Annotated in this window: 24 protein-coding genes; 14 read left to right on the top strand and 10 right to left on the bottom strand. The window is 58.9% G+C overall.

The genetic code is table 11. The annotated features are described in order from the left end of the window. Nucleotides 1-14: 14 nt before the first annotated feature. Nucleotides 15-1,040: a LysM peptidoglycan-binding domain-containing protein gene (locus GTU76_RS04005; protein WP_016984088.1), complete on the bottom strand. Its 1,026-nt coding sequence runs from the start codon at nucleotides 1,038-1,040 to the stop codon at nucleotides 15-17. Nucleotides 1,041-1,200: 160 nt separating this feature from the next. On the opposite strand from GTU76_RS04005, the gene def reads away from it, so the two are divergent. From def to GTU76_RS03980, 5 genes are all read left to right on the top strand, one after another. Continuing rightward, complete coding sequence (gene def / locus GTU76_RS04000) at nucleotides 1,201-1,707, top strand: peptide deformylase (RefSeq protein WP_016984087.1); 507 nt, start codon at nucleotides 1,201-1,203, stop codon at nucleotides 1,705-1,707. A gap of 56 nt (nucleotides 1,708-1,763) precedes the next feature. Beyond that, on the top strand, nucleotides 1,764-2,723 hold the full coding sequence (gene fmt, locus GTU76_RS03995; RefSeq protein WP_026000524.1) for a methionyl-tRNA formyltransferase: 960 nt from the start codon (nucleotides 1,764-1,766) through the stop codon (nucleotides 2,721-2,723). Continuing rightward, nucleotides 2,720-4,030 (top strand): 16S rRNA (cytosine(967)-C(5))-methyltransferase RsmB, encoded by a 1,311-nt coding sequence (gene rsmB / locus GTU76_RS03990; protein ID WP_016984085.1) that lies wholly within the window; start codon nucleotides 2,720-2,722, stop codon nucleotides 4,028-4,030. The genes fmt and rsmB overlap by 4 nt, the downstream gene beginning before the upstream one ends. A gap of 22 nt (nucleotides 4,031-4,052) precedes the next feature. Then, entirely contained in the window at nucleotides 4,053-5,429 is a 1,377-nt protein-coding gene (gene trkA / locus GTU76_RS03985) for a Trk system potassium transporter TrkA (protein WP_007911861.1), read from the top strand. Between the two features lie 146 nt (nucleotides 5,430-5,575). Then, on the top strand, nucleotides 5,576-5,890 hold the full coding sequence (locus GTU76_RS03980; protein WP_180698107.1) for a tetratricopeptide repeat protein: 315 nt from the start codon (nucleotides 5,576-5,578) through the stop codon (nucleotides 5,888-5,890). Nucleotide 5,891: 1 nt separating this feature from the next. Here the strand turns inward: GTU76_RS03980 and GTU76_RS03975 are convergent, their stop codons facing one another. The 3 genes from GTU76_RS03975 to GTU76_RS03965 all read right to left on the bottom strand — a co-directional run bounded on the left by GTU76_RS03975 (nucleotide 5,892) and on the right by GTU76_RS03965 (nucleotide 7,690). Next, entirely contained in the window at nucleotides 5,892-6,131 is a 240-nt protein-coding gene (locus tag GTU76_RS03975) for a PilZ domain-containing protein (RefSeq protein WP_095049573.1), read from the bottom strand. Between the two features lie 73 nt (nucleotides 6,132-6,204). Beyond that, nucleotides 6,205-7,092, bottom strand: a complete 888-nt coding sequence (locus GTU76_RS03970; protein ID WP_034152198.1) for a lysophospholipid acyltransferase — start codon at nucleotides 7,090-7,092, stop codon at nucleotides 6,205-6,207. A gap of 40 nt (nucleotides 7,093-7,132) precedes the next feature. Continuing rightward, complete coding sequence (locus GTU76_RS03965; protein ID WP_180698106.1) at nucleotides 7,133-7,690, bottom strand: DNA-3-methyladenine glycosylase I; 558 nt, start codon at nucleotides 7,688-7,690, stop codon at nucleotides 7,133-7,135. Nucleotides 7,691-7,771: 81 nt separating this feature from the next. Here GTU76_RS03965 and glyQ point away from each other — a divergent pair, with 81 nt between their 5' ends. From glyQ to GTU76_RS03945, 4 genes are all read left to right on the top strand, one after another. Further along, complete coding sequence (gene glyQ / locus GTU76_RS03960) at nucleotides 7,772-8,725, top strand: glycine--tRNA ligase subunit alpha (RefSeq protein ID WP_034152298.1); 954 nt, start codon at nucleotides 7,772-7,774, stop codon at nucleotides 8,723-8,725. Next, nucleotides 8,722-10,776, top strand: a complete 2,055-nt coding sequence (glyS, locus tag GTU76_RS03955) for a glycine--tRNA ligase subunit beta (RefSeq protein ID WP_134176507.1) — start codon at nucleotides 8,722-8,724, stop codon at nucleotides 10,774-10,776. The genes glyQ and glyS overlap by 4 nt, the downstream gene beginning before the upstream one ends. Nucleotides 10,777-10,780: 4 nt before the next feature. Then, nucleotides 10,781-11,320, top strand: coding sequence for a D-glycero-beta-D-manno-heptose 1,7-bisphosphate 7-phosphatase (gene gmhB, locus GTU76_RS03950; RefSeq protein WP_180698105.1), 540 nt, complete (start codon nucleotides 10,781-10,783; stop codon nucleotides 11,318-11,320). 83 nt (nucleotides 11,321-11,403) lie between these two features. After that, nucleotides 11,404-12,183: a lysophospholipid acyltransferase family protein gene (locus GTU76_RS03945; RefSeq protein WP_180698104.1), complete on the top strand. Its 780-nt coding sequence runs from the start codon at nucleotides 11,404-11,406 to the stop codon at nucleotides 12,181-12,183. A 168-nt stretch (nucleotides 12,184-12,351) separates the two neighbouring features. Here the strand turns inward: GTU76_RS03945 and GTU76_RS03940 are convergent, their stop codons facing one another. Next, nucleotides 12,352-13,884, bottom strand: a complete 1,533-nt coding sequence (locus GTU76_RS03940) for a sensor histidine kinase (protein ID WP_180698103.1) — start codon at nucleotides 13,882-13,884, stop codon at nucleotides 12,352-12,354. Nucleotides 13,885-14,068: 184 nt separating this feature from the next. Here GTU76_RS03940 and GTU76_RS03935 point away from each other — a divergent pair, with 184 nt between their 5' ends. Then, entirely contained in the window at nucleotides 14,069-14,788 is a 720-nt protein-coding gene (locus GTU76_RS03935) for a response regulator transcription factor (protein ID WP_016984075.1), read from the top strand. Nucleotides 14,789-14,837: 49 nt separating this feature from the next. Here GTU76_RS03935 and GTU76_RS03930 read toward each other — a convergent pair whose 3' ends face one another. The 5 genes from GTU76_RS03930 to dnaA form a co-directional block, all read right to left on the bottom strand. Then, entirely contained in the window at nucleotides 14,838-16,961 is a 2,124-nt protein-coding gene (locus tag GTU76_RS03930) for a DUF6311 domain-containing protein (RefSeq protein ID WP_180698102.1), read from the bottom strand. Nucleotides 16,962-17,107: 146 nt separating this feature from the next. Beyond that, complete coding sequence (gyrB, locus tag GTU76_RS03925) at nucleotides 17,108-19,525, bottom strand: DNA topoisomerase (ATP-hydrolyzing) subunit B (RefSeq protein WP_007911885.1); 2,418 nt, start codon at nucleotides 19,523-19,525, stop codon at nucleotides 17,108-17,110. Between the two features lie 5 nt (nucleotides 19,526-19,530). Then, on the bottom strand, nucleotides 19,531-20,634 hold the full coding sequence (gene recF, locus GTU76_RS03920) for a DNA replication/repair protein RecF (RefSeq protein ID WP_003220208.1): 1,104 nt from the start codon (nucleotides 20,632-20,634) through the stop codon (nucleotides 19,531-19,533). Between the two features lie 14 nt (nucleotides 20,635-20,648). Beyond that, entirely contained in the window at nucleotides 20,649-21,752 is a 1,104-nt protein-coding gene (gene dnaN / locus GTU76_RS03915) for a DNA polymerase III subunit beta (protein WP_007911887.1), read from the bottom strand. A 39-nt stretch (nucleotides 21,753-21,791) separates the two neighbouring features. Further along, entirely contained in the window at nucleotides 21,792-23,321 is a 1,530-nt protein-coding gene (dnaA, locus tag GTU76_RS03910; RefSeq protein WP_180698101.1) for a chromosomal replication initiator protein DnaA, read from the bottom strand. A 566-nt stretch (nucleotides 23,322-23,887) separates the two neighbouring features. Here dnaA and rpmH point away from each other — a divergent pair. Genes rpmH through yidC form a run of 4 tightly spaced genes read left to right on the top strand, consistent with a single transcriptional unit; the run spans nucleotide 23,888 to nucleotide 26,363 of the window. Beyond that, nucleotides 23,888-24,022 carry a 50S ribosomal protein L34 gene (rpmH, locus tag GTU76_RS03905; protein WP_003213577.1) on the top strand — a complete coding sequence of 45 codons (135 nt, stop codon included), beginning with the start codon at nucleotides 23,888-23,890 and terminating at the stop codon, nucleotides 24,020-24,022. A gap of 16 nt (nucleotides 24,023-24,038) precedes the next feature. Further along, nucleotides 24,039-24,440, top strand: a complete 402-nt coding sequence (rnpA, locus tag GTU76_RS03900; RefSeq protein ID WP_016984072.1) for a ribonuclease P protein component — start codon at nucleotides 24,039-24,041, stop codon at nucleotides 24,438-24,440. Then, complete coding sequence (yidD, locus tag GTU76_RS03895; RefSeq protein WP_010465488.1) at nucleotides 24,433-24,678, top strand: membrane protein insertion efficiency factor YidD; 246 nt, start codon at nucleotides 24,433-24,435, stop codon at nucleotides 24,676-24,678. The genes rnpA and yidD overlap by 8 nt, the downstream gene beginning before the upstream one ends. Before the next feature lie 2 nt (nucleotides 24,679-24,680). Further along, complete coding sequence (gene yidC / locus GTU76_RS03890) at nucleotides 24,681-26,363, top strand: membrane protein insertase YidC (protein ID WP_180698100.1); 1,683 nt, start codon at nucleotides 24,681-24,683, stop codon at nucleotides 26,361-26,363. Nucleotides 26,364-26,393 lie beyond the last annotated feature (30 nt).

Below are 26,393 nucleotides of genomic sequence, written 5' to 3'. Positions count from 1 at the left end.
CTTGTGAAGCTTGCTTACGGATTTCGCACCTTATCGAGCACCGCCAGCGAGCGTGAAGCGTTAAGGACGAGGCCGTAACTGAGTTTGTCGTAGGTGCGGAACACCATCAGCAACCCGGCGCGTTCGTCGGGAATTTTCAGCGGCTGCCCTGTGATGCGGTCGCGCACGGTTTCGCCGGTTTTCATCACTTCCAACACATTGCCTTCGACCAAACCGTCGCGTCTGCCCTTGTTCAGGGTAACCACGTCCATCACGCCGATTTGGGTGACGCCGCGCGGCACATCGATGATCACGCCGTTGATGCTGGTCGTTGGCGCGCTGGGCATGAAGGTCGAGTTGATCGAGCGCTCTTCGCCGCTGAACAAGCGGTCGCCGAGGCGCACTTCCTGCGTGGTGCGTTGCAGGGCGAGGGTGGCGACGTCGCCTTCGGTGGCGACGATCTCACCGCCACCGATGTCGTCTGCGTTGATTCCGAGGAACTCCTTGGTCTGCGGATCGGTGTAGACCTTGCCCTGACGGAAAATGCCGTAGACCGGCTGATCCGGATCGAAATGGCCGCGCGCGAAGATCCGGTCACCGGTGCCGCTGAGCACGCGTTCGGCATCGCCGGCGACGATGTACGGTGCCTTGTCGAAATCTTCGGCCTTGTCGACGATGCGGTTGCTCAGCAGAAAGCTGTTGATCGATTTCAGCGGAATGCTCGGAATCGCCTCGGCTACCGGGCTGGTGCGGATCCGCGGCGAAAGCTTGATGGTGCCGCGTGACTCGCCACGATTGAGCGTCAGACGCGGTTGGCCGTCGACATAGCTGAGGGTCAGCGTGTCGCCGGGATAGATCAGGTTGGGGTTTTCGATTTGCGGATTGGCCCGCCACAGTTGTGGCCACTGCCAGGGCTCGCGCAGGTATTTGCCGGAAATGTCCCAGAGCGTGTCCCCCGAAACCACCGTGTATTGCTGTGGAAAACCATCCCTGAGTTGCACTTGCCCTTGCACCGCGCCGGCCGAAGCCAACAGCAGCAGGGCGAGTAGTGTTTTCCTCATGCAGTGAATCCCTTTATCATGTGCATTCGCGTGAACCGTCAGAGCCCCCGTGGCTCGCTTGTGCAAAATGCACAAGCTACGCTTCACAACGGTAGCCTGCATCTTCGGACCTGCCAGGCCATCGCCCGACTTTACTCAACGTGTGCAGCAATCAAAGCCTATGGCCATTTTAAACATCCTCGAATTCCCGGACCCGCGTCTGCGCACTATCGCCAAGCCTGTGGCTGTAGTGGACGACGAAGTGCGTCAGTTGGTCGATGACATGTTTGAAACAATGTATGAAGCGCCGGGCATCGGCCTTGCCGCGACCCAGGTCAACGTGCACAAACGTATCGTCGTGATGGACCTTTCCGAAGACCGCACCGAACCACGGGTGTTCATCAACCCCGAGTTCGAATCGCTGACCGACGAAATGGACCAATACCAGGAAGGTTGCCTCTCGGTACCGGGTTTCTACGAAAACGTCGACCGCCCGCAAAAGGTCAAGATCAAGGCGCTGGACCGCGACGGCAAGCCCTATGAGCTGATCGCCGAAGGCCTGCTCGCGGTGTGCATCCAGCACGAATGCGACCACCTCAACGGCAAATTGTTCGTCGATTACCTGTCCACGCTCAAACGCGACCGGATCAAGAAGAAACTGGAAAAGCAGCACCGCCAGAACGCTTGATGCCCCTCTTCAAAGGCTTGCTGCGGCAAGCCTTTTCTTTTTATGAGACTCCCTTCATGACTGAGCCACTGCGCATCGTTTTTGCCGGCACCCCGGAATTCGCCGCCGAACACCTCAAGGCCCTGCTGAACAGCCCTTACGAGATCGTTGCGGTTTACACCCAACCGGATCGTCCAGCCGGTCGCGGGCAAAAACTGATGCCGAGCCCGGTCAAACAGCTGGCCCTGGAAAATAATATCCAGGTGTTGCAGCCGCCGACGTTGCGCAACGCCGACGCACAGGCTGAACTGGCAGCGCTGAAACCGGACTTGCTGGTGGTGGTTGCCTACGGTTTGATTCTGCCGCAGGTCGTGCTGGATATTCCGCGTCTGGGCTGCATCAACAGTCACGCATCCTTGCTGCCACGCTGGCGCGGTGCGGCGCCGATCCAGCGCGCCGTCGAACACGGTGATGCCGAGAGCGGCGTGACCGTGATGCGCATGGAAGCCGGTCTCGACACCGGGCCGATGCTGCTCAAGGTCGTCACCCCGATCACCGGCGAAGACACCGGTGGCAGCCTGCATGATCGCCTCGCCGAAATGGGCCCACCGGCCGTGGTGCAAGCGATCGCCGGTCTGGCCGCAGGCACGCTGGAAGGCGAAGTGCAGAACGATGAGCTCGCCACCTACGCGCACAAATTGAACAAAGACGAAGCACGCATCGACTGGAGCCGTCCGGCGGTTGAGCTGGAGCGACTGGTGCGCGCCTTCAATCCATGGCCGATCACCCACAGCAGCCTCAACGGTGAAGCGCTGAAAGTGCTGGCGGCAATAATTGCCGAAGGCAACGGCGCGCCGGGTGAAATCCTCAGCGCCAGCAAGGACGGCCTGGTTGTCGCGTGCGGCGAACAGGCGCTGTGCCTGACCCGCCTGCAATTGCCCGGCGGCAAAGCGCTGAACTTCAGCGACCTGTTCAACAGCCGTCGCGAGAAGTTCGCTGTCGGCACCGTGCTAGGCGCAACGGTGGACGCACAATGAACCCGCGTCTGGCCGCCGCCAAGGCACTCGCCGCCGTCCTCAGCGGCAAGGCCTCGCTGAACAGCTCCTTACCGACACAACTGGACAAGGTCGAGGATCGCGATCGCGGTTTTACTCAGGATCTGGCCTTCGGCACCGCGCGCTGGCAGCCACGCCTGTCGGCATTGGCGGAGAAACTGCTGCAGAAACCGTTCAAGGCTGCCGACGCCGATGTCGAAGCGCTGCTGCTGGTCGGTCTCTACCAATTGCTCTACACCCGCGTCCCGGCCCACGCCGCCATCGGCGAAACCGTGGGTTGCGCCGACAAGCTGAAGAAGCCGTGGGCAAAAGGCCTGCTCAACGCCGTGCTGCGTAACGCCCAGCGCGAAAGCGAGACAATTTTCGCTGAGCTGGAACGTGATCCGGTGGTGCGCACTGCTCACCCGCGCTGGCTGCAAAAATCCCTGAAGGCGTTCTGGCCTGAACAGTGGGAAGCCATCTGCGAAGCGAACAACGCGCATCCGCCGATGATCCTGCGGGTCAACCGCCGTCATCACAGCCGCGATGCTTACCTCGGCTTGCTGACTGAAGCCGGCATTGCTGCAACGCCGTGCGTTTACAGTCGCGACGGCATCATTCTCGAAGCCGCTGCCGATGTGCGCAGCCTGCCAGGTTTCGCCGAAGGCTGGATCAGCGTGCAGGACGAAGCGGCGCAACTGGCCGCCGACCTGCTGGATCTGGCGCCGGGGCAACGTGTGCTCGACGCCTGTTGCGCGCCCGGTGGCAAAACTTGCCATATCCTCGAAGCCGAGCCGGCACTGGCCGGTGTGGTGGCGGTGGATCTGGAAGCCAAGCGTCTGGTGCGCGTTAAGGAGAACCTTGAGCGTCTCGGTCTAAACGCCGAATTGATCGCCGCCGACGGTCGCGATATCGAGAAGTGGTGGGACGGCAAACCGTTCCAGCGCATTCTGCTCGACGCGCCATGCTCGGCCACTGGTGTGATCCGTCGCCATCCGGACATCAAGCTGACCCGTCAGCCGGACGACATCGTTGCCCTCGCGCAACTGCAAGGCGAGCTGCTCGACGCCATGTGGAAAACCCTCGAAGTCGGCGGCATCCTGCTATACGCCACCTGCTCGACGCTGCCGACCGAGAACACCGAAGTCATCGCCGCATTCCTTGAGCGTACGCCAGGTGCCCGCGAACTGGACCTCGCCACTGCCGCCGGGATCAAACAGCCCCATGGTCGCCAATTGCTGGCCCAGCAGGGCGGGCATGACGGGTTCTACTACGCCAAGCTGATCAAGATCGCTGCCGCGCGCGGCTAAACGGATTCAATGGAGTGACTGGATGAAAATCATCATCCTCGGTGCGGGACAGGTCGGCGGTTCGCTGGCCGAGCATTTGGCCAGCGAGGCCAACGACATCACGGTGGTCGACACCGACGGCGAGCGCCTGCGCGACCTCGGCGACCGCCTCGACATCCGCACCGTGCAGGGCCGTGGCTCGCTGCCGTCGGTGCTGCGTCAGGCCGGCGCCGACGACGCTGACATGCTGGTGGCGGTGACCAACAGCGACGAGACCAACATGGTCGCCTGCCAGGTCGCCCATACGTTGTTCCACACCCCGACCAAGATCGCCCGGGTGCGCGAAGCGTCCTACCTCAATCGCGAGGAGCAACTGTTCCAGAACGAAGCGATTCCGGTCGACGTGCTGATCAGCCCCGAGCAAGTGGTGACCAACTACATCAAGCGCCTGATCCAGCATCCCGGCGCGTTGCAGGTGATCGACTTCGCCGAAGGCGCGGCGCAACTGGTGGCGGTGCGTGCCTATTACGGCGGGCCGCTGGTGGGCCAGCAACTGCGCCAGTTGCGCGAGCACATGCCGAATGTCGAGACCCGCGTCGCCGCGATTTTCCGCCGAGACCGACCGATCCTGCCGCAGGGCGATACGGTGATCGAGGCCGATGACGAAGTCTTCTTCATCGCTGCCCGTGAGAATATTCGCGCGGTCATGAGCGAAATGCGCCGTCTCGACGAAACCTATAAACGTATTGTCATCGCCGGTGGCGGGCAGATTGGCGAGCGTCTGGCCGAGGCCATCGAAAGCCGTTATCAGGTGAAGATCATCGAGATGAGTCCGGCGCGTTGCCGCTATCTCTCCGACACCCTCGACAGCACCGTGGTGTTGCAGGGCAGCGCCTCCGACCGCGATTTGCTGCTGGAAGAGAACATCGCCGACGCCGACATTTTTCTCGCGCTGACCAACGATGACGAAGCCAACATCATGTCGTCGCTGCTGGCGAAACGGCTGGGGGCGAAGAAGGTCATGACGATCATCAACAACCCGGCCTACGTCGACCTGATTCAGGGCGGCGACATCGATATCGCCATCAGCCCGCAACTGGCGACCATCGGCACCCTGCTGGCCCACGTGCGCCGTGGCGATATCGTCAGCGTGCACTCATTGCGGCGCGGCGCGGCGGAAGCGATCGAGGCGATTGCCCACGGTGATGCGAAGTCGAGCAAGGTCATCGGCAAACCGATCGAGAAGATCGGCCTGCCGCCGGGCACCACGATTGGTGCGGTGATCCGCAATGAACAAGTGATCATCGCCCACGACGACACGGTGATCGAAGCGGGCGACCATGTGATCCTGTTCCTTGTGGATAAAAAGCATATTCGCGATGTGGAGAAGCTGTTTCATGTGGGGTTGAGCTTCTTTTGAGGTTTGCGCTGACGGCACTGGCGCCTTCGCGAGCAGGCTCGCTCCCACATTTGGAATACGTTTCCCCTGTGGGAGCGAGCCTGCTCGCGAATGCGGTCTCACTAAACCCCATCAACACCTGACAGTCCCAAGAAAGGAATCCACCGATGCTCGACTCCCTGGAAAAAATGCTCGCCAAGGGTGTGGATAACTCCCTGCTGCGCTTCGGCCTGGGCAAGGGTTATCTGGATCTGGGTGAAAACGCCAAGGCCGCCGAGCACTTCCAGCGATGTGTTGGTTTCGATCCGAAGTATTCGGCGGCATGGAAACTGTTAGGCAAGGCGCAACTCGCGCTAGGCGATCACGCCGCCGCACGTAATGCGTGGGAACACGGTCTGGAAGCGGCCCGCGCCCATGGCGACAAACAGGCCGAGAAGGAAATGACGGTGTTTCTGAAGAAGCTTGATCGTCAGGCGCTATAAGTCAAAGGTAGCGAAGACCGATACCATCGGCATCCACCGTCACCACTTCCATCCGCACCCGCGGCGCGCCTGTGGGTAAACCCTGCACCTCGCCGTAAACCACTGCGCCTTTGGGCAAAGAAGCCAAAACCGGATGCTGCACAAACACCCCGGTAGGCGACAGGTTGCGCGTCTGCCCGAGGCATTCGCCAAAGCTGTCGTGGGTAATCTTGATGCGGAAGGATTTGCGTTGTTCGGACATCTTGTTGCGCCCTTTGATGAACGGTTGTGGATAACCTCGCCAGTGAGGTTATCCACAGATCATGCCAATCAGCTCAGTACCAGCGCTCTTCGCCCGGCGGACGCTTCTTGAAGCGCTTCATGCTCCACATGTACTGGCTCGGGTACGCGGCGACGTAACGCTCGACGACTTTACTCATCGCGGCGCAGGATTCGGCGGTATCGGTGCTGTACATGGCTTCTGGCGCGGCTTCGAGGATCACTTTGTAGCCGGAACCGTCGGGCAGGCGCAGCGCATGCAGGAATACACCGACCGCTTTACCGCCCGCCAGCATGTTCGGCACGAATTTGCTGGTCAGCGCTTGAGTGGCGAAGAACGGCACGAAGATCCCGGCGGATTCGGCCGGTTCCGGGTCAGCAGGAATGCCCACTGCACCACCTTTGCGCACTTCCTTGATAACACTGAGGATGCCTTCCTTGGTGGAAGCAGCGACCTTGTTGCCCAATTGCACGCGCTGTTTGCGCAGCAATTCATCCACAGCCTTGAGCTTTGGCGGACGGTAGAAAATAATCGGTTTGCACTGGCTGCAGTAGAAGTGGTTGAGCACTTCCCAATTGCCCAGGTGGCTGGTGATGCCGACCACGCCTTTGCCCGAGGCCAGCGCATCCTTTAGAACGTCGAGGCCTTCGACTTCGCGCACCAGATCGATCGAACGCTGCGCTGGCCAGATCCACGCGCAGGCGCTTTCGGTCAACGACTTGCCGATGTCTTTCAGACTTTGGCCGACCAGACGCTCACGTTCGGCCGCATCCATCTGTGGAAAACATTTGGCGAGGTTGATCCGCACCACGTCGCGGGAGCGGTTGGGGGTTTTCCACATGATCCAGCCGATCGCCGAACCCACGGCCTGCACGGCCCGCCATGGCAGCAAGGCAAACAGCCGCAGAGCGCCTACCAGCAAGGCGCCTTTAAACTTTTCCACAGGTCACTCCTGATCTTGTGCGGTGCGCGAGGCGGCCATTCTAACCGCCGTTGACGAGCTGCGCGTAGCGGTCGCAGTCCTGGGTGTGATCCATGACCATGCCCGAGGCCTGCATCAATGCGTAGCAAATGGTCGGGCCGACGAACGTGAACCCGGCCTTTTTCAGGCCTTTGCTCATGGCAACGGCTTCGGGGGTGATCGCCGGGACTTCGCTGCGATCCTTGAAATGATTGATGATCGGTTGGTCGTTAACAAACGACCAGAGCAACGCCACCGGATCCTCCAGCGCCAGCCAGGCCTGGGCATTACGGCGGGCGGCGTTGAGTTTGAGGCGGTTGCGGATGATCCCCGGATCGAGCATCAATTCGTCGATTTCGGCGTCGCTCATCTGCGCCACGCGCTGCACATCGAAGCCGAACAACACCTCGCGATAACGCTCGCGTTTGCGCAGCACGGTGATCCAGGACAGCCCGGCCTGGAACCCTTCGAGCAAAAGCAACTCGAACAAACCCTGCGCATCGCGTAGCGGCGTGCCCCACTCCTGGTCGTGATAAGCCATGTACAACGAATCTTCGGTACACCAAAAGCAGCGTGGCATAAGGCTCCAGGGGGCGTGCGCAGCAATGAATCGGGTATACTCCCGCTCTTTAAATCGCAGCCCAAGAAACAGGTGAATTTCGTGAGCCAGCCTACGCCAGCCGTGCGTACCTTCCAAGACTTGATCCTCGCGCTCCAGCAATACTGGGCCGAGCAAGGTTGTGTGGTACTTCAGCCCTACGATATGGAAGTAGGCGCCGGCACTTTCCACACCGCGACCTTCCTTCGCGCCATCGGCCCGGAAACCTGGAACGCCGCTTACGTGCAGCCAAGCCGCCGTCCGACTGACGGCCGTTACGGCGAAAACCCGAACCGTCTGCAGCACTACTATCAGTTCCAGGTCGTCCTGAAGCCGAATCCGGACAACTTCCAGGAACTGTACCTGGGCTCGCTCAAGCATGTCGGCCTGGACCCGCTGGTCCACGACATTCGTTTCGTCGAAGACAACTGGGAATCGCCGACCCTCGGCGCCTGGGGTCTGGGCTGGGAAGTCTGGCTGAACGGTATGGAAGTGACTCAGTTCACTTACTTCCAGCAGGCGGGCGGCATCGAGTGCTACCCGGTGACCGGCGAGATCACTTACGGTCTTGAACGTCTGGCCATGTACCTGCAAGGCGTGGATTCGGTCTACGACCTGGTCTGGGCTGACGGCCCGATGGGCAAAGTCACCTACGGCGACGTGTTCCACCAGAACGAAGTGGAGCAGTCCACCTACAACTTCGAACATGCCAACGTCGACAAGCTGTTCGAACTGTTCGACTTCTATGAAGGCGAAGCCAAGCGTCTGATCGAACTCGACCAGCCGCTGCCGTTGCCGAGCTACGAAATGGTTCTGAAGGCGTCGCACACCTTCAACCTGCTGGATGCGCGCCGGGCGATCTCAGTGACCGCGCGTCAGCAATACATTCTGCGCGTACGCACCCTGGCGCGTTCCGTTGCGCAAGCCTACCTGCTGGCTCGCGCCAAGCTGGGCTTCCCGATGGCGACCCCGGACCTGCGTGACGAAGTACTGGCCAAGCTGGAGGCTGCACAATGAGTGCGCAAGATTTTCTGGTTGAACTGGGCACCGAAGAACTGCCACCGAAAGCCCTGAACACCTTGGCTGAAGCGTTCCTCGCCGGTATCGACAAGGGCCTGCAAGCCGCTGGCCTGAGCTACGAGACTAAAACCGTCTACGCCGCACCGCGTCGTCTGGCTGTGCTGATTACCGCGCTGGCCACCCAGCAACCGGATCGCAGCATCAACCTCGACGGCCCGCCACGTCAGGCGGCCTTCGACGCTGACGGCAACCCAACTCAAGCAGCACTGGGTTTCGCCAAGAAATGCGGCGTCGATCTGAGCGAAATCGATCAGAGCGGCCCGAAACTGCGTTACAGCCAGAGCATCGCCGGCAAGCCGACCGCGAGCCTGCTGCCAACCATCGTCGAAGATTCGCTGAACGACCTGCCGATCCCGAAACGCATGCGTTGGGGTGCGCGCAAGGAAGAGTTCGTACGTCCGACCCAATGGCTGGTGATGCTGCTCGGTGACCAGGTCATCGACTGCACCATCCTCGCGCAAAAGGCTGGCCGTGATTCCCGTGGTCACCGTTTCCATCACCCGCAAAGCGTGCGCATCGGTTCGCCGTCGAGCTACCTCGCCGACCTGCGTGCCGCTTACGTGCTGGCCGACGCCAACGAGCGTCGCGAAATCATCAGCAAGCGCACTGAAGAACTGGCCACCCGTCAGGAAGGCACGGCAATCGTTCCGCCGGCACTGCTCGACGAAGTGACCGCGCTGGTTGAATGGCCAGTGCCGCTGGTGTGCTCGTTCGAGGAACGCTTCCTCGACGTGCCGCAGGAAGCACTGATCACCACCATGCAGGACAACCAGAAGTACTTCTGCCTGCTGGATGCCGACGGCAAGTTGCTGCCACGTTTCATCACTGTGGCCAACATCGAAAGCAAAGACCCGCAGCAGATCATCGCCGGTAACGAGAAAGTGGTTCGCCCACGCCTGACCGACGCCGAGTTCTTCTTCAAGCAAGACAAGAAGCAGAAGCTCGAAGCTTTCAACGATCGCCTGAAGAACGTGGTGTTCCAGGAAAAACTCGGCAGCGTCTACGACAAGGCCGAACGCGTTTCCAAACTGGCCGCGTACATCGCCGCACGCATCGGTGGCAACGCTTCTTGGGCTGCTCGCGCAGGCCTGCTGTCGAAGTGCGACCTGGCCACTGAAATGGTTGGCGAGTTCCCGGAGATGCAAGGTGTCGCCGGTTATTACTACGCCCTCAATGACGGTGAGCCGGAAGACGTCGCGCTGGCGCTCAACGAGCAGTACATGCCACGCGGAGCCGGTGCAGAACTGCCGGCGACCCTGACCGGTGCGGCCGTTGCCATCGCTGACAAACTCGACACCCTCGTCGGCATCTTCGGTATCGGCATGCTGCCAACCGGCAGCAAAGACCCGTATGCCCTGCGCCGTGCGGCACTCGGCGTGCTGCGTATCCTGATCGAGAAGAAACTCGATCTGGACCTGAACGACGCCGTCGCATTCGCGGTGAATGCGTTCGGTGCCAAGGTCAAGGCAGCCGGTCTTAACGAAGCGGTGCTGGAATTCATCTTCGACCGTCTGCGTGCGCGTTACGAAGACGAAGGCGTTGAAGTGGCGACTTACCTGTCGGTCCGTGCCCTGAAGCCGGGTTCGGCGCTGGATTTCGACCAGCGTGTGCAAGCGGTGCAAGCCTTCCGCAAACTGCCGGAAGCGGCAGCGCTGGCGGCGGTGAACAAGCGTGTATCGAACCTGTTGAGCAAACTCGAAGGCGCGGTGCCGACCGAGGTGCAAGCCAAGTACTTCGACAACGCCAACGAGTTCTCGCTGTACTCGGCGATCCAGCAAGCGGATCAAGCGGTTCAGCCAATGGCTGCAGCGCGTCAGTACAACGAATCGCTGGCACGCCTGGCGGCATTGCGTGAGCCTGTGGATGCGTTCTTCGACGCGGTAATGGTCAATGCCGACGACGCCAATGTACGGGCCAACCGTTACGCGCTGCTGGCGCGTCTGCGTGGTCTGTTCCTCGGTGTTGCCGACATTTCGCTGCTGGGTTGAGGGATTGCTGTTGAAACTGCTGATTCTCGATCGGGACGGAGTGATCAATTACGACTCCGACGCTTACATCAAGTCAGTGGCGGAGTGGATTCCATTGCCCGGCTCGATCGAAGCGATTGCGCAGTTGAGCAAGGCCGGCTGGACGGTGGCGGTGGCCACCAACCAGTCGGGCATTGCTCGCGGCTATTACGACCTCGCCACCCTCGACGCCATGCACGCGCGCCTGCGCGAGCTGGTGGCGGAGCAGGGCGGTGAAGTCGGGCTGATCGTGTATTGCCCGCATGGGCCGGACGAAGGCTGCGATTGCCGCAAGCCGAGACCGGGGATGTTGAAAACCATCGCGGCGCATTACAACGCCGAGCTGGCCAATGTCTGGTTCGTCGGCGACAGCCTTGGTGACCTGGAGGCCGCCAAAGCCGTCGATTCACAGCCAGTTTTGGTAAAGACCGGAAAAGGCGCAAAGACTCAGGGCAAAACCCTGCCGGTTGGCACTCTGATTTTTGACGATCTGGCGGCGATTGCCGCAGAACTTATCCACAACTAGAGTACTTCTGAAGTTCCTGACCAGGGATTGATCGGGAGTGCGCTTGAACACTCGGGCATTGCCCCGTAACGGTAAACGTCACTATGTCGATACTGCGGGCCATCAGGATTTTTCTCTTTTACCTGCTGCTGGGCACCACTTCCCTGCTGTGGTGCAGCTTGAGTTTTTTTATCGCGCCGTTTTTGCCGTTCAAGGCGCGTTATCGTTTTATCAACGTGTACTGGTGCCGCTGTGCCTTGTGGTTGACCAAGGTGTTTCTCGGTATCCGCTACGAAATCAAAGGTGCGGAAAACGTGCCTGACCGGCCCTGCGTGATTCAATCGAACCACCAGAGCACCTGGGAGACGTTCTTTCTCTCCGCTTATTTCTCGCCGTTGAGCCAGGTGCTCAAGCGCGAACTGCTGTATGTACCGTTCTTCGGCTGGGCGATGGCCATGTTGCGGCCGATTGCAATTGATCGCGACAACCCGAAAGCTGCTTTGAAACAAGTCGCGGCGAAGGGTGATGAGCTGCTCAAGGACAACGTCTGGGTGCTGATCTTCCCCGAAGGCACGCGCGTTCCTTTCGGCACTGTCGGCAAGTTCTCCCGCAGTGGTAGCGCTTTGGCGGTGAATGCGGCGCTCCCGGTGCTGCCGATTGCACACAATGCCGGCAAGTTCTGGCCGAAAATCGGCTGGGGCAAGAAGTCCGGGGTGATCACCGTGGTCATCGGTGAGCCGATGTATGCCGAAGGCACAGGTCCGCGCGCCATCGCCGAGTTGAACGACCGGGTGCAAGCCTGGAACGAGAAGACGCAGCGCGAAATGGGTTCGCTGCCACCGGCCCCGCAAGCACCGGCCTCAAATGATCAGATCGCTGTCTGAGATTTTGTGGATAACCTGTGTACGGTTTTGTTGAAAACGCTTGAATATTGAAATTAAGTGATTGATTTACTTATATATTTCTCAAGCTCATAAAACACCGTAAAAGGTGCATAAGTTTTTTTCGGAAGTAAAAAAACCGGCTGATATAGCCGGTTTTTTTGTGCGCGATCATTCGAGGATCAGCGGTAACTGAAGCAGGAACGTGGTGCCTTGATCGACCACGCTGCGGCATTCGATTTTGCCGCCGTGGTGATCGACTACCGCTTTGACCATCGACAAGCCGAGGCCCACGCCATCGATGCCTTGGGCAGAGGAAAAACGTCGGTACTGAATGAACAGGTCGGGCAATTCTTCGGCGGCAATGCCTTTACCCTGATCGCTCAGTTCGCAGCGCAGCCATTCTTCATGGCAACTGACATTAAGGCGAACCGTGGTATTGGGTCCGCTGTATTTGATCGCGTTCTCCAACAGGTTGAACAGCGCGCGGGTCAGCAGACCCTGATCCGCTAAAACCAGGCGTTCCTGAGACTGCTCATCCATGTCGTGGAGCAACTCGATACCTTTCTGTTGCGCGATCGGCAGTGCCTGATCGAGCACGTCGAGCACGAGCATCGCAAACAGGCTCGGCTGGAACTGATAGGCCTGCGACTCGGCCCGCGCCAACAGGACGAAGCCGTCGGTCAGCGAGAGCGCGCGGCGCACTTGCCGTTCAATCTGCTCAAACAGTGGCGCATCCGCTTCAGCCTGATGGCGATGAACATCGAGCAACGCCAGGATGGCCGAATGTGGCGCACGCAGGTCGTGGGACAGAAAGCGCAACAACACGCTGCGTTGCTCCTCGGCAGCGCGTTCGGCACTGAGGTCGGTAAGACTCAGCAGCCAGCCAATCGGCGTATCGCCGTCTACCGGCAACAGCGCCGCGCGCTCCAGGCGCAAGCTGCGCTCCTTGTGATCGCGAAACTCCAGCAGCGGCAGGGCCGACATCAGCGGGCGAGGGGTTGTGGACAGATCGGGATAACCGAGTTGTGCCAACTTATCGAGCACGTCGTCGCCCACTAACGGCTGTTCGAAGAGGCCTCGCGCCTTGCGATTGCCCAACAGGATCTTCCCGGTCGGGTCGCTGATCAGCGTTGCCACCGGCAAATATTCCAGTCCATCAGCAATGAACCGTCGGGTATCGCGGGTGCGGCTCATGGCTTGTTCGAGCGCCATGATCTGGCCCTGCAAACGATCAGCACCCGTGAATTGCGTACGGCGGCGTTCGGGAAACACCTTTGGCTCACGATCGAGTCGTGCCAACTCCCAGCCAAAATAAGTCAACACAACGCTCAGGCGCCGCCAGTTCCAGATCAGATAACCAAATAGCATGCCCAGCGCTGCCGGCGTCGGCGACCACCAGCGTCTGATTTCTGCGAGCCCGGCGCTGCTCAGCAACACACAGGCGATACCCACGAGCGTTATCCACAGTGCCAGACGCGGTCGCCACAGCAGCAGCCCGAGCACGCAGGCGACTAATACCACTGACAGTGCAACACTCAACCCCGGCGAGACATCGTGCAGATTGATCTGCGCGCGATAAGACAACAGTGCAGTGAGCGGCAACAGCACTAGACTTATCCACACCCACTCACGGACCAGTCGCCGAAATAATCGCTGAACCTGACTTGGCTCACGGCTTTCACGCCGACGTTCGTTATTCATGGACGGAGGATTCACGGGAAAAAGGGCAGGGCGCGGCGAATGGATTCATGGGTCACAGGTCTGAGGACGTAGACTCGAAGAATCATAGCGGACGTCGTCCCATGACGGGCCGCTTACTTTCATAGCGTTGGCGCGGCGACTATGGTTCATGCCCAACAGCCCAAGCATCAAGGAATCACCGCGTATGCGCGTTGCGATACTGGACGACGAACCCGCCGAACTGCGCCGGGTCGAGCAAACCCTGCAGCAAATGGCCGATGCCGGTGAACAGCCGTGGTCGCTGCACAGCTTCGAACGCGGTGAGGATCTGCTGCGGCAGCTACGCCGGGAAACCTTTGACCTGCTGATCCTCGACTGGCAACTGCCCGACCTCACGGGTCTATCCCTGCTGCGCTGGACCCGCGAGCACATGGAAGCGCCACCGGCAGCGATCATGCTGACCAGTCGCGATGGTGAGAGCGATATTGTTCAGGCGCTGAACGCCGGCGCTGATGATTATGTGAGCAAGCCGTTCCGCCCCAATGAACTGAAAGCCCGAGTCGCCGCAGTACTACGTCGGCATAGCCAGCCACGCAGCGCTGCCACCGAAGTACTGAGCTTCAATGACCTGATCTTCGATGACGCCGAACTGACCGTCACCCGCGACCTTAAACCCATCGTCATGACCGAGCGCGAATACCGCCTCGCTCGCTGCCTGTTCAGTAATCTGGGGCGGCCGTTGTCACGTGAATACCTATATGAGCGGTTCTGGCCCCATGAAGAGGCGGTCTCTTCGCGACCGCTGGATACGCACATCTACCGCCTGCGCAACAAACTTGGGCTGACGGCGGAGCGGGGCTGGCAACTGCTGACCATTTATGGGTATGGATATCGGCTGGAGAGTGTCACGGCAACGAGCGAGTGAAGAGGGGGGGGGCCAACGGCATTGCGTTGGCCCTGGCTGGCACCAGTCATCAATGAAAGGTCAATGCCAGCAATCCAATCGCCAGTTTGCGGATGTCTTCTCCCCAGCCGAGATCATGCGGACTGACTGCCAGCGGAAAATGCAGCTGGATACGCAGGACGCCTTGTTGCGCAACTAGGGCCTGCACCTCGGCAGGCAGGTTGATATTGATTGTGTTGCTGTTGGCGTTGGTCAGGCTGGCAGAGATTACCGGCACGTTATTGATGCTGATATCCACCGTTTGGCGCGGCGTTTTCTCAGACAGGAACGCGTTGGTTTCAAGCGTCAGTGAACTCACGCCAGCCTTGGGCCGCAGGATGATCTCGGCATCCGGCCCGACCGATCCGGTGCCCCACGCCTCGGCAAACCACCAGCCTTTTCCAAGTGCAGCCGTGCCTCGGCTCCCCTCCACAAACTGCAGCTTTTCGCCGGTGTCGAATGAAGGGATCAAATCCCTGGGAGCACCGGCCATGAGTGGCAGACAGTCAGCGCAGCGCTTCCAGCCCGGTGCCAGCACATGGAAGCCGTCAATCCAGGCCAGCATATCGCTGTCGCCATCCACGTTGAGCGCCGCTTGCAGCGCTGACCGCTGCTCAAGCACGTAGAGGGTATCGCGCTCATACTTGCCGGAGTCGATGGTTCTGGCGGCAGTACGCTGCAGATCCTCCTGCGCTTGCGCGCTCACCCGGCCCAGGTACACCGCATCGGTGGCGAGATGATTCCGGCCCGCGTAATCGGAGAGGGTCATCCAATGAGCCGTCAGGTTCTGCGGAATCACGTAGCGGACCTTCTGATAGTGCGCTGCCGCGCTTTGCCAGAACGGATTGACCATCGGGGTTTTCCACGTCGCAGCAGGTGTGACCATCTGCTGCCGGCGTATGCCTGCCCAACCGGCACGGGTGTCGAAGACCTGTACCAGAAGGGCTGTCACCAGCAGCAACAGCGCAGTCCGTGGCGCCGCGTTACGCGCGATCAGGAACACCACCGCAAAGATCGCCGCGTACATGACCGGCCAGATCATCCGCCCCGAAGCGCGGAAAATACCGGCCATGGAAATGACGGGGTCAGGCAACCAGTAGACGAACTCGAGCGGTCCGACGCCGATCCTGTTGGAGAACGCAAAAAGCATCAGTCCAGACAGTGCCAGCAGCAATAACCAGCGTTTGCGCATCGTTGCAACGATCTGCCCTTCGCCTGAGCAAATGAACCACAGCGCGCAAACGAGCAGAAACATCACCCCCAGCCCCGGGAAAGCCATGCCGGCCGAATCCCCAGGTACGCCAGGTATATCGCCCAGGACGCGAGACCATCCAGCGGGGTCGAAAAACGTCAGCACATTGGCGCGAAACAATCCGAATCCGAATGAAGCCAGTCCCTCACCTTCAACGGTGAAATAGCCTGCTTGCCAGCAACACACTCCGGTCAGCAACAGCAGGCCAACCAGCTCGACGAACGACCTCTTCAGCAGCAACTGCCGCCTCAATGATCGGGCCAGCAAGTCGGCCAGCCAGATCAAGCCAACCATTGCCAACAGATAAGCGTGTATCAAGGCCGCGACCGCCAACAACGAGCCCCAGGCCAGACAACGCCGCTCGGCATGAGGGCGCAGGGCCAGATACAGAGCGGCCAGGATCAGGAAGTGCCCGGCGAGGGATAAGTGCTCTCCCATCCGCGAAATCAGCGCCGGGTTGAACAGAAACAGTGCCGCACCCAGCAAACGCAGCGCAATGTTGGCGGTGGCCAGGCCCATCAGCTTCCAGGCAAACCAGCCCTGCAACACAAAACACAACAACAGCCACAGGCCAAAGTACTGGAAAGGCTCGGGAAGCCATGCGGCAAAGGGTTTGAAGATCAACGCCAGCAGCGGGTTCGAATCCGAGTAGATGATCGCGCTGCTCAGCTCCAATCCATACGAAGGATTGAGCCCCAGCGGCAACGACCAGGGCGAATGCCTGAAAAACACCCAGCCAAGGTAGTGCGTTGCCGGATCACCGCTGCCCAGCCAGGCAATGTTTTGCGGGTTTAGCGCCCTTGGACCGATGACGATAAAAAAGGCAAGAATCCCCAACAGCAGGGGCAGCACATTGACCGATAGACGTGTGACGGAATCCTTCCTTACGCATTGATGAGTCAATTGATTGCTCTTTTTTTAGTCGTTTTTCTACAATCTGGCCGCCGCCTGTCTGCGACGAAAGAGCCGCATCGTATCGCGCTTCAAGACGAAATTGAACGCAAAAAAAAGCCCGCTTGCGCGGGCCTTTCCTGTGCGGAGTTGGCAACCTAGAAGTCCAGATTGGATACCGCGAGAGCATTGCTCTCGATGAAGTCACGGCGAGGTTCGACCGCATCACCCATCAGGGTGTTGAAGATCTGGTCTGCGCCAATGGCGTCTTCGATGGTGACTTTCAGCATGCGGCGCACGCTTGGGTCCATGGTGGTTTCCCACAGCTGATCAGGGTTCATTTCGCCCAGACCTTTGTATCGCTGAATGGTGTGGCGCTTGGTACTTTCAGCCATCAGCCAGTCCAGTGCTTCCTTGAACTCGGTGACTGCTTTCTTGCGCTCGCCACGCTGGATGTACGCGCCTTCGTCGAGCAGGGTGCTCAACTGAGCGCCGAGGGTGACGACGGTTTTGTAGTCGTTGCTGCCGAAGAAGTCGCGGTTGAAGGTGACGTAGTTCGACAGGCCGTGGGAGATCAGTTCGACCTCTGGCAGCCAGACGCCACGTTCACGGTCTTCACGCAGACTGGCCTTGTAGACCAGACCGGACTTCTCGACGGTGCGCAGACGCGCTTCGTACTGGGCCAGCCACTCTTGCATCGCTGCGTGGTCGCCAAGCTTTTCCAGGCTCACGGCCGGCAGGTAGATGAAGTGCTCGGTCAGCTCCTGCGGGTACAGGCGCGACAGACGCTTGAGGGTCTTCATCACCATGCGGAAGTCGTTCACCAGACGCTCAAGCGCTTCACCGGAAATGCCCGGGGCTTCTTCGTTCAGGTGCAGGCTCGCATCTTCCAGGGCCGACTGCGTCATGTACTCTTCCATGGCGTCGTCGTCTTTGATGTATTGCTCTTGCTTGCCTTTCTTGACCTTGTACAACGGCGGCTGAGCGATGTAGATGTAGCCACGCTCGATCAGCTCCGGCAACTGACGGAAGAAGAAGGTCAGCAGCAGGGTACGGATGTGCGAACCGTCGACGTCAGCATCGGTCATGATGATGATGTTGTGATAACGCAGCTTGTCGATGTTGTACTCGTCGCGACCGATACCGCAGCCCAGTGCGGTGATCAAGGTGCCCACTTCCTGGGAAGAGATCATCTTGTCGAAACGAGCTTTCTCGACGTTAAGGATCTTGCCCTTCAACGGCAGGATCGCCTGGGTCTTGCGGTTACGTCCCTGCTTGGCAGAGCCGCCCGCGGAGTCACCTTCCACGAGGTACAGTTCGGACAGCGCCGGGTCTTTTTCCTGGCAGTCAGCGAGCTTGCCCGGCAGACCGGCGATGTCCAGCGCGCCTTTGCGGCGGGTCATCTCACGGGCCTTGCGCGCCGCTTCACGGGCACGGGCAGCGTCGATCATCTTGCCGACGACCAGCTTGGCTTCGTTCGGGTTTTCCAGAAGGAAGTCGGAGAAGTACTTGCCCATCTCCTGCTCGACCGCGGTCTTCACTTCGGAAGACACCAGTTTGTCTTTGGTCTGCGAGCTGAACTTCGGATCCGGTACTTTCACCGAAATGATCGCGGTCAGGCCTTCACGGGCATCGTCACCGGTGGTGGCGACTTTGTGCTTCTTCGCCAGACCTTCCTGCTCGATGTAGTTGTTCAGGTTACGCGTCAGCGCCGAACGGAAACCCACCAGGTGAGTACCGCCGTCGCGCTGCGGAATGTTGTTGGTGAAGCACAACAGGTTCTCGTTGAAGCTGTCGTTCCACTGCAGGGCGATTTCCACGCCGATGCCGTCTTCACGCTGGATGTTGAAGTGGAACACCTGGTTGACCGCAGTCTTGTTGGTGTTCAGGTATTCAACGAACGCACGCAGGCCGCCTTCGTACTTGAACAGCTCTTCCTTGCCGCTGCGCTCGTCCTTGAGGACGATGCCGACACCGGAGTTGAGGAAGGACAGTTCACGAATGCGCTTGGCCAGGATGTCCCAGCTGAAGTGAATGTTCTTGAAGGTTTCGCTGGAAGCCTTGAAGTGGATCTGGGTACCGGTGGTTTCGCTGTCGCCAACGATGGCCATCGGTGCCTGAGGTACACCGTGGACGTAGGTCTGTTCCCAGATCTTGCCGCTGCGGCGAACAGTCAGAACCAGCTCTTCGGACAGTGCGTTCACTACCGACACACCTACACCGTGCAGACCGCCGGAAACTTTGTAGGAGTTGTCGTCGAACTTACCGCCAGCGTGGAGGACGGTCATGATGACCTCGGCGGCGGAAACGCCTTCCTCTTTGTGCACGTCTACCGGGATGCCACGGCCGTTGTCTTTAACGGTGATGGACTCATCCGGGTGGATGATGATGCTGATGTCGTCGCAGTGGCCGGCGAGGGCTTCGTCGATCGAGTTGTCGACCACCTCGAACACCATGTGGTGCAGACCGCTGCCATCGTCGGTGTCACCAATGTACATACCGGGACGTTTGCGTACGGCATCCAGGCCTTTCAGCACTTTAATGCTCGTTGAGTCGTACGTATTTTCTTCGCTCAATGCCTTCACTCCCGATGGTCGTGGGTCTGGGTGATACGGCCCTGTTCCACGTGGAACAAAGCGACTGGCGTTTCCGTCTGCCAGCCTTCCCTCAATAATTCGTGATCTACACAGGTGATGAACACCTGGCAGCGTAAGTCTTCCAGCAAGCGGCACAGCGCGCGACGGTGGCTTTCGTCCAGCTCGGACGGCAAGTCATCCACAAGATAAATACACTGCCCGCGGCGGGCCTGGCTGACCAGATGCCCTTGGGCAATCCGCAACGCACAGACCACCAACTTCTGCTGACCCCGGGACAAAATGTCCGCGGCGTTGTGTGCGCCCAATCTAAGACGCAAATCAGCCCGTTGCGGTCCGGCCTGGGTATGACCCATTTGCTGGTCCCGTTGCACGGAACCGGCCAGTACAGCGCTCAATTCCCGGTCTTTGTCCCAGCCTCGGTAATAGCTGAGCGTCAAACCTTCGAGCTCAACCAGTTCGCTCAAGGTTTGTTCAAAGACTGGTTTCAAGGCTTTGATGTACGCGCGGCGGTATTCATCGATTTCAGCGCTGGCCTGGCACAGTTCCCTGTCCCAAACCGCTTGCGAAACGGCGTCAAGTGTACCATGCCGCAGCCATGAGTTTCTCTGGCGCAAGGCCTTCTGCAAACGCTGCCAAGTGGCCATAAAACGCGGTTCGACGTGGAACACGCCCCAGTCGAGAAACTGCCGGCGAATCTTCGGTGCACCTTCGAGCAGGCGGAAGCTGTCGGGGTTGATCAACTGCAGTGGCAGGATCTCCGCAAGCTGTGCTGCGCTGCGGGCGTTCTGACCGTCGATGCGGATCTGAAACTCACCTTGACGATCGCGCGAGATGCCCAAAGCGCTATGACCACCCTCGGCCAATTCGACCTGACCGAACACGGTACAGGCGAGCTGTTCGTACTGGATGACCGGCAACAGGCGCGTGCTACGAAACGAACGGGCAAGCCCCAGCAGATGAATGGCTTCCAGAACACTGGTTTTGCCGCTGCCGTTGGCGCCGTAAAGAATGTTGATGCGGGGGGAGGGGGAGAAGGTCACCGGGTGCAAATTGCGCACCGCGGTGACCGAAACACGACTTAAGGACATCCAGGGTCAGCTGATTACAGACGCATCGGCATGACAACGTAAGCCGAATCGTCGTTGTCGGACTCTTGCACCAGCGCACTGCTGTTGGAGTCGGACAGGATCAGACGAACCTGCTCGGTGGTCATCACGCCCAGCACATCGAGCAAGTAGCTGACGTTGAAGCCGATTTCCAGCGAGCCGCCGTTGTATTCAACGCCCACTTCTTCTTCCGCTTCTTCCTGCTCCGGGTTGTTGGCCTGGATCTTCAACTGACCGCTGGCCAGTTGCAGACGGATACCGCGGTACTTCTCGTTGGACAGAATCGCGGTACGGCTGAACGCTTCACGCAGTGCCTGGCGATCGCCCAATACCAGCTTGTCGCCGCCCTTCGGCAGAACACGCTCGTAGTCCGGGAATTTGCCGTCGACCAGTTTCGAGGTGAAGGTGAATTCGCCGGTGGTCGCGCGGATGTGGTGCTGACCCAGGACGATGCTGACATTGCCGTCCGGCTCGGTGAGCAGACGCGCCAGTTCCAGAATACCCTTGCGTGGCACGATCACCTGATGGCGATCCGGCTGGCCGATATCGGCTTTCATCGAGCACATGGCCAGACGGTGACCGTCGGTGGCCACCGCGCGGATGATGCCTTCGGACACTTCCAGCAGCATGCCGTTGAGGTAATAACGCACGTCCTGCTGGGCCATGGCGAAGCTGGTGCGTTCGATCAAACGACGCAGTTTGCTCTGCTCGAGACTGCAAGTCAGCGAGCCCGGACCTTCTTCGACGGTCGGGAAATCGTTGGCTGGCAAAGTCGACAGAGTGAAACGGCTACGGCCAGCCTTCACGACCAGCTTCTGCTCGTCGACCTTGATGTCGATCAGCGCGTCGTTGGGCAGGCTTTTGCAGATGTCCATCAGCTTGCGCGCAGGCACGGTGATGGAACCTGTTTCAGCCGGCTCCTCGAGTTGCACACGACCGACCAGTTCGACTTCCAGGTCGGTACCGGTCAGCGACAGTTGCTGGCCTTCGACTACCAACAGCACGTTGGACAGTACCGGCAAGGTCTGTCGACGCTCGACGACGCCTGCGACCAGTTGCAGGGGTTTCAACAGGGCTTCGCGTTGAATGGTGAAATGCATGGTCTAGTCCCTTGCCTTAATAAGCTGCGCTGGTGTTCATCAAGTGGTCAGTGTACGCAGCAGGTTCTTGTAGTCCTCGCGGATGTCCGCGTCGGATTCCTTAAGTTCGTTGATCTTGCGGCAGGCGTGCAATACGGTCGTGTGGTCGCGGCCGCCAAACACATCGCCGATTTCCGGCAGGCTGTGGTTGGTCAGTTCCTTGGACAAGGCCATGGCCACCTGACGCGGACGTGCAACCGAGCGCGAACGGCGCTTGGACAGCAGATCCGAGATCTTGATCTTGTAGTACTCGGCGACGGTGCGCTGAATGTTATCCACAGAGACCAGTTTGTCCTGCAGCGCCAACAGGTCTTTCAGGGATTCGCGAATCAGCTCGATGGTGATGTCGCGGCCCATGAAGTGCGAGTGGGCGATCACGCGTTTCAGCGCGCCTTCCAGCTCACGGACGTTGGAACGAATACGCTGGGCGATGAAGAACGCGGCGTCGTGCGGCAAGTCGACTTTGGCTTGGTCAGCCTTTTTCATCAAGATCGCCACACGGGTTTCCAGTTCCGGCGGCTCGACGGCAACCGTCAGGCCCCAGCCGAAGCGGGATTTGAGGCGCTCTTCAAGGCCTTCGATTTCTTTCGGGTAGCGGTCACTGGTGAGAATGACCTGCTGGCCACCTTCAAGCAGAGCGTTGAAGGTGTGGAAAAACTCTTCCTGCGAACGCTCTTTGCGGGCGAAGAACTGAATGTCGTCGATCAGCAAGGCGTCCACCGAACGGTAGAAACGCTTGAACTCGTTGATCGCGTTCAGTTGCAGCGCCTTGACCATGTCAGCGACGAAACGCTCGGAATGCAGGTACACGACCTTGGCATTCGGGTTCTTCTTTAATAGATGGTTACCCACCGCGTGCATCAAGTGGGTTTTACCCAGGCCGACGCCACCATAAAGGAACAGTGGGTTGTAGCCGTGCTTTGGGTTATCCGCCACCTGCCAGGCCGCCGCGCGGGCGAGCTGGTTGGATTTACCTTCGACGAAGTTTTCGAAGGTGAAGGTGCGGTTCAGGTAACTGGTGTGCTTGAGCGCACCTTCGACCTGCACGGTGCGCTGTTCGGCGCGGACCGGAGCTTGTTGCGACGCAGCACCGGACATCGGATCGAAACTGTCGCGAGACGGTTCATCGCTGACTTCGGGGCTTTTCTGCGTCGAACGCTTGGCTGCCGGCGCTGACGTCTGGATGGGGGCCGGCGTACTCACAGGCGTGGCATTTGCCTGGGCCTGCTGGGAAACCTGCGCGGCTGCAAGCGGCGCATTCGGTGCGGCACGCGGAGCGGAACTGCGTTTGCTGCCTATTAACAAGGAAAGCGCAGGCGCCATGCCGTTGCCATGCTCATCCAGCAGTTCAAGGACGCGGCCCAGGTACTTTTCGTTGACCCAGTCCAGCACAAAACGGTTCGGTGCGTAGACGCGCAACTCGTCGCCTTCGGCTTCGACCTGTAGTGGACGGATCCAGGTGTTGAATTGTTGGGCAGGCAGCTCCTCGCGCAAAAGCTCCACGCACTGCTGCCAAAGTTCCACTGACACGGATATCCCCTAAGTTGAAAGCCGGTGAGGCAAAAACAAGCGGCCATTGTAGCGGCGAGCCGTCCACTTATCCACATGCAGGTTGCCCGGTGACCATGATTTATCAATGCGTTAAATCGGAAAAAGGCGACCAACGGTGTGTGAATAAGCTCTGTGGATAACCGCCTCTAAGGGCACTGGACAACTGGGGGTTGAACTCGGTGGATAACCTGCCTGTGGATAACAGCCCATTCCACGCACAGGTTATCCGACAGCGCAGCACAGGCTGAACACGGTTTTCCACTGTAGTTGTCATTCTCTGTACACCAGGTGAAACATGGGCTGATGCCACTTATCCACAGAAGAAGTCGTGCCTAGCTTTTATAAGCTTTACAGAAAAGCTTTAAATAATTCCCTTCTTTATTTTTATGTATGGCGAGCAGGTGATCAGGCAAAGAACACCTTGAGATCTATTTATAAGGAAACGTTGGTTGGAAATTGACCTGAAGGCTTGCTTTCTCTAGAATCCCCGGTCTCTTAAAACGGGGGCCATTCCGGCCCGTTGTGGACGAACCAGGTAACACGACATGAAACGTACTTTCCAACCAAGCACTATCAAACGCGCCCGTACCCACGGTTTCCGTGCTCGCATGGCTACCAAGAACGGCCGTGCAGTCCTGTCGCGTCGCCGCGCCAAAGGTCGTGCGCGTCTGGCAGTTTGATAATCCGGTACTGGAGGTGAGTCAGGACTTCAGTCGGGAAAAGCGTCTGCTTACCCCCCGGCATTTCAAGGCAGTCTTTGACTCCCCTACCGGCAAGGTTCCGGGGAAAAATCTCCTGCTCCTTGCACGCAACAACGATCTTGATCACCCCCGTCTCGGGCTGGTTATCGGGAAAAAGAGCGTAAAGCTCTCCGTTGAGCGCAATCGCCTCAAACGTTTGATGCGCGAATCGTTCCGTCTGCACCAGGATTCACTGGTCGGCTGGGATATCGTTATCGTCGCGCGCAAAGGTCTGGGCGATGTAGAAAACCCCGAATTGATTCAGCATTTCGGCAAGCTCTGGAAGCGTCTGGCACGCAGCAAGCCAGTTCCAGAAGTCAAAACCGAAACTGTAGGGGTAGACAGTACCGATGCGTAAACTGGCCCTCGTTCCGATCCAGTTTTATCGCTATGCCATTAGTCCTTTGATGGCCAGCCACTGTCGTTTCTACCCCAGTTGTTCCTGCTACGCGTATGAAGCCATTGAAAATCATGGCCTTCTGCGCGGTGGCTGGCTGACCTTTCGTCGTTTAGGTCGCTGTCATCCGTGGAATCCCGGTGGTTATGACCCGGTTCCACCTATCCCTACCTCCCGTTCTTCTTCGATGGCCGAGTAATCATGGATATCAAACGCACGATCCTGATCGTCGCCCTGGCAATCGTGGCCTACGTTATGGTCCTTAAATGGAACCAGGACTACGGTCAGGCTGCCCTGCCGACTCAGAATGTTGCTTCCAGTACGACTACATCCGGTTTGCCGGGCACCGCCACTGGCAATAATGCTGCCGCCAGTGACGATATTCCGCGCGCCGCTAGCGATACCAGCGCACCTGCCGAAACACCGGTAGCCGCCAGCAAGGATCTGATCCAGATCAAAACCGACGTGCTCGATCTCGCGATCGATCCACAGGGTGGCGATGTTGCTCAACTGACCTTGCCTTTGTATCCACGTCGTCAGGATCGTCCTGATGTTCCGTTCCAGCTGTTCGATAACGGCGGCGAACGTGTTTATCTGGCACAAAGCGGTCTGATCGGCACCAACGGTCCGGATGCAAATCCTGCCGGTCGTCCGGTTTACTCCTCGGAGAAGAAGACTTATCAACTGGCTGACGGTCAGGACCAACTGGTCGTCGACCTGAAGTTCAGCAAGGACGGCGTCAATTACATCAAGCGTTTCACCTTGAAACGCGGCCTGTATGACGTAGCCGTTTCCTACATTGTGGATAACCAGAGCGCTCAGCCCTGGAACGGCGCAATGTTTGCTCAGTTGAAGCGTGATAACAGCGCTGACCCTTCGTCCACAACCGCTACTGGCACCGCGACTTACCTGGGCGCCGCCCTGTGGACAAGTTCGGAGCCGTACAAAAAAGTGTCCATGAAGGACATGGACAAGGCACAGCTGAAAGAAACCGTCACCGGTGGTTGGGTAGCCTGGCTGCAACACTACTTCGTGACTGCGTGGATTCCGGCCAAGGGCGAAAACAACATCGTCCAGACCCGTAAAGACAGCAAAGGCAACTACATCATCGGTTACACCGGTCCAACACTGACCGCTGCTCCGGGTGCCAAAGTTGAAACCAGCGCTGTGCTGTACGCCGGTCCGAAAAGCCAGGCTGTGCTGAAAGAATTGTCCCCAGGTCTGGAACTGACCGTCGACTACGGCATTCTGTGGTTCATTGCCCAGCCAATCTTCTGGCTGCTGCAACACATCCACGCGATCGTTGGTAACTGGGGCTGGTCGATCATCTTCCTGACCATGCTGATCAAGGGGATCTTCTTCCCTCTGTCGGCTGCCAGCTACAAATCGATGGCGCGCATGCGTGCCGTTGCGCCAAAACTGGCTGCTCTGAAAGAGCAACATGGCGATGACCGGCAGAAAATGTCGCAAGCCATGATGGAGCTGTACAAGAAAGAGAAGATCAACCCGTTGGGTGGCTGCTTGCCGATCCTCGTGCAGATGCCGGTTTTCCTTTCGCTGTACTGGGTTCTGCTGGAAAGCGTGGAAATGCGCCAGGCGCCGTTCATGCTGTGGATCACCGACCTGTCGATCAAGGATCCGTTCTTCATTCTGCCGATCATCATGGGCGCAACCATGTTCATCCAGCAGCAGCTGAACCCGACGCCTCCGGATCCGATGCAGGCGAAGGTCATGAAAATGATGCCAATCATCTTCACCTTCTTCTTCCTGTGGTTCCCGGCTGGTCTGGTGCTGTACTGGGTTGTGAACAACTGCCTGTCGATTGCACAACAGTGGTACATCACGCGTAAGATCGAAGCGGCGACGAAAAAAGCCGAGGCGTAACTTGCACTGTGGATAACACCACTCAAAACG

Source organism: Pseudomonas crudilactis, from assembly GCF_013433315.1.
GTDB classification, from domain to species: Bacteria; Pseudomonadota; Gammaproteobacteria; order Pseudomonadales; family Pseudomonadaceae; genus Aquipseudomonas; species Aquipseudomonas crudilactis.
The sequence above is the reverse complement of the archived record's forward strand: the minus strand, read 5'-3'. Positions and strand labels throughout refer to the sequence as shown.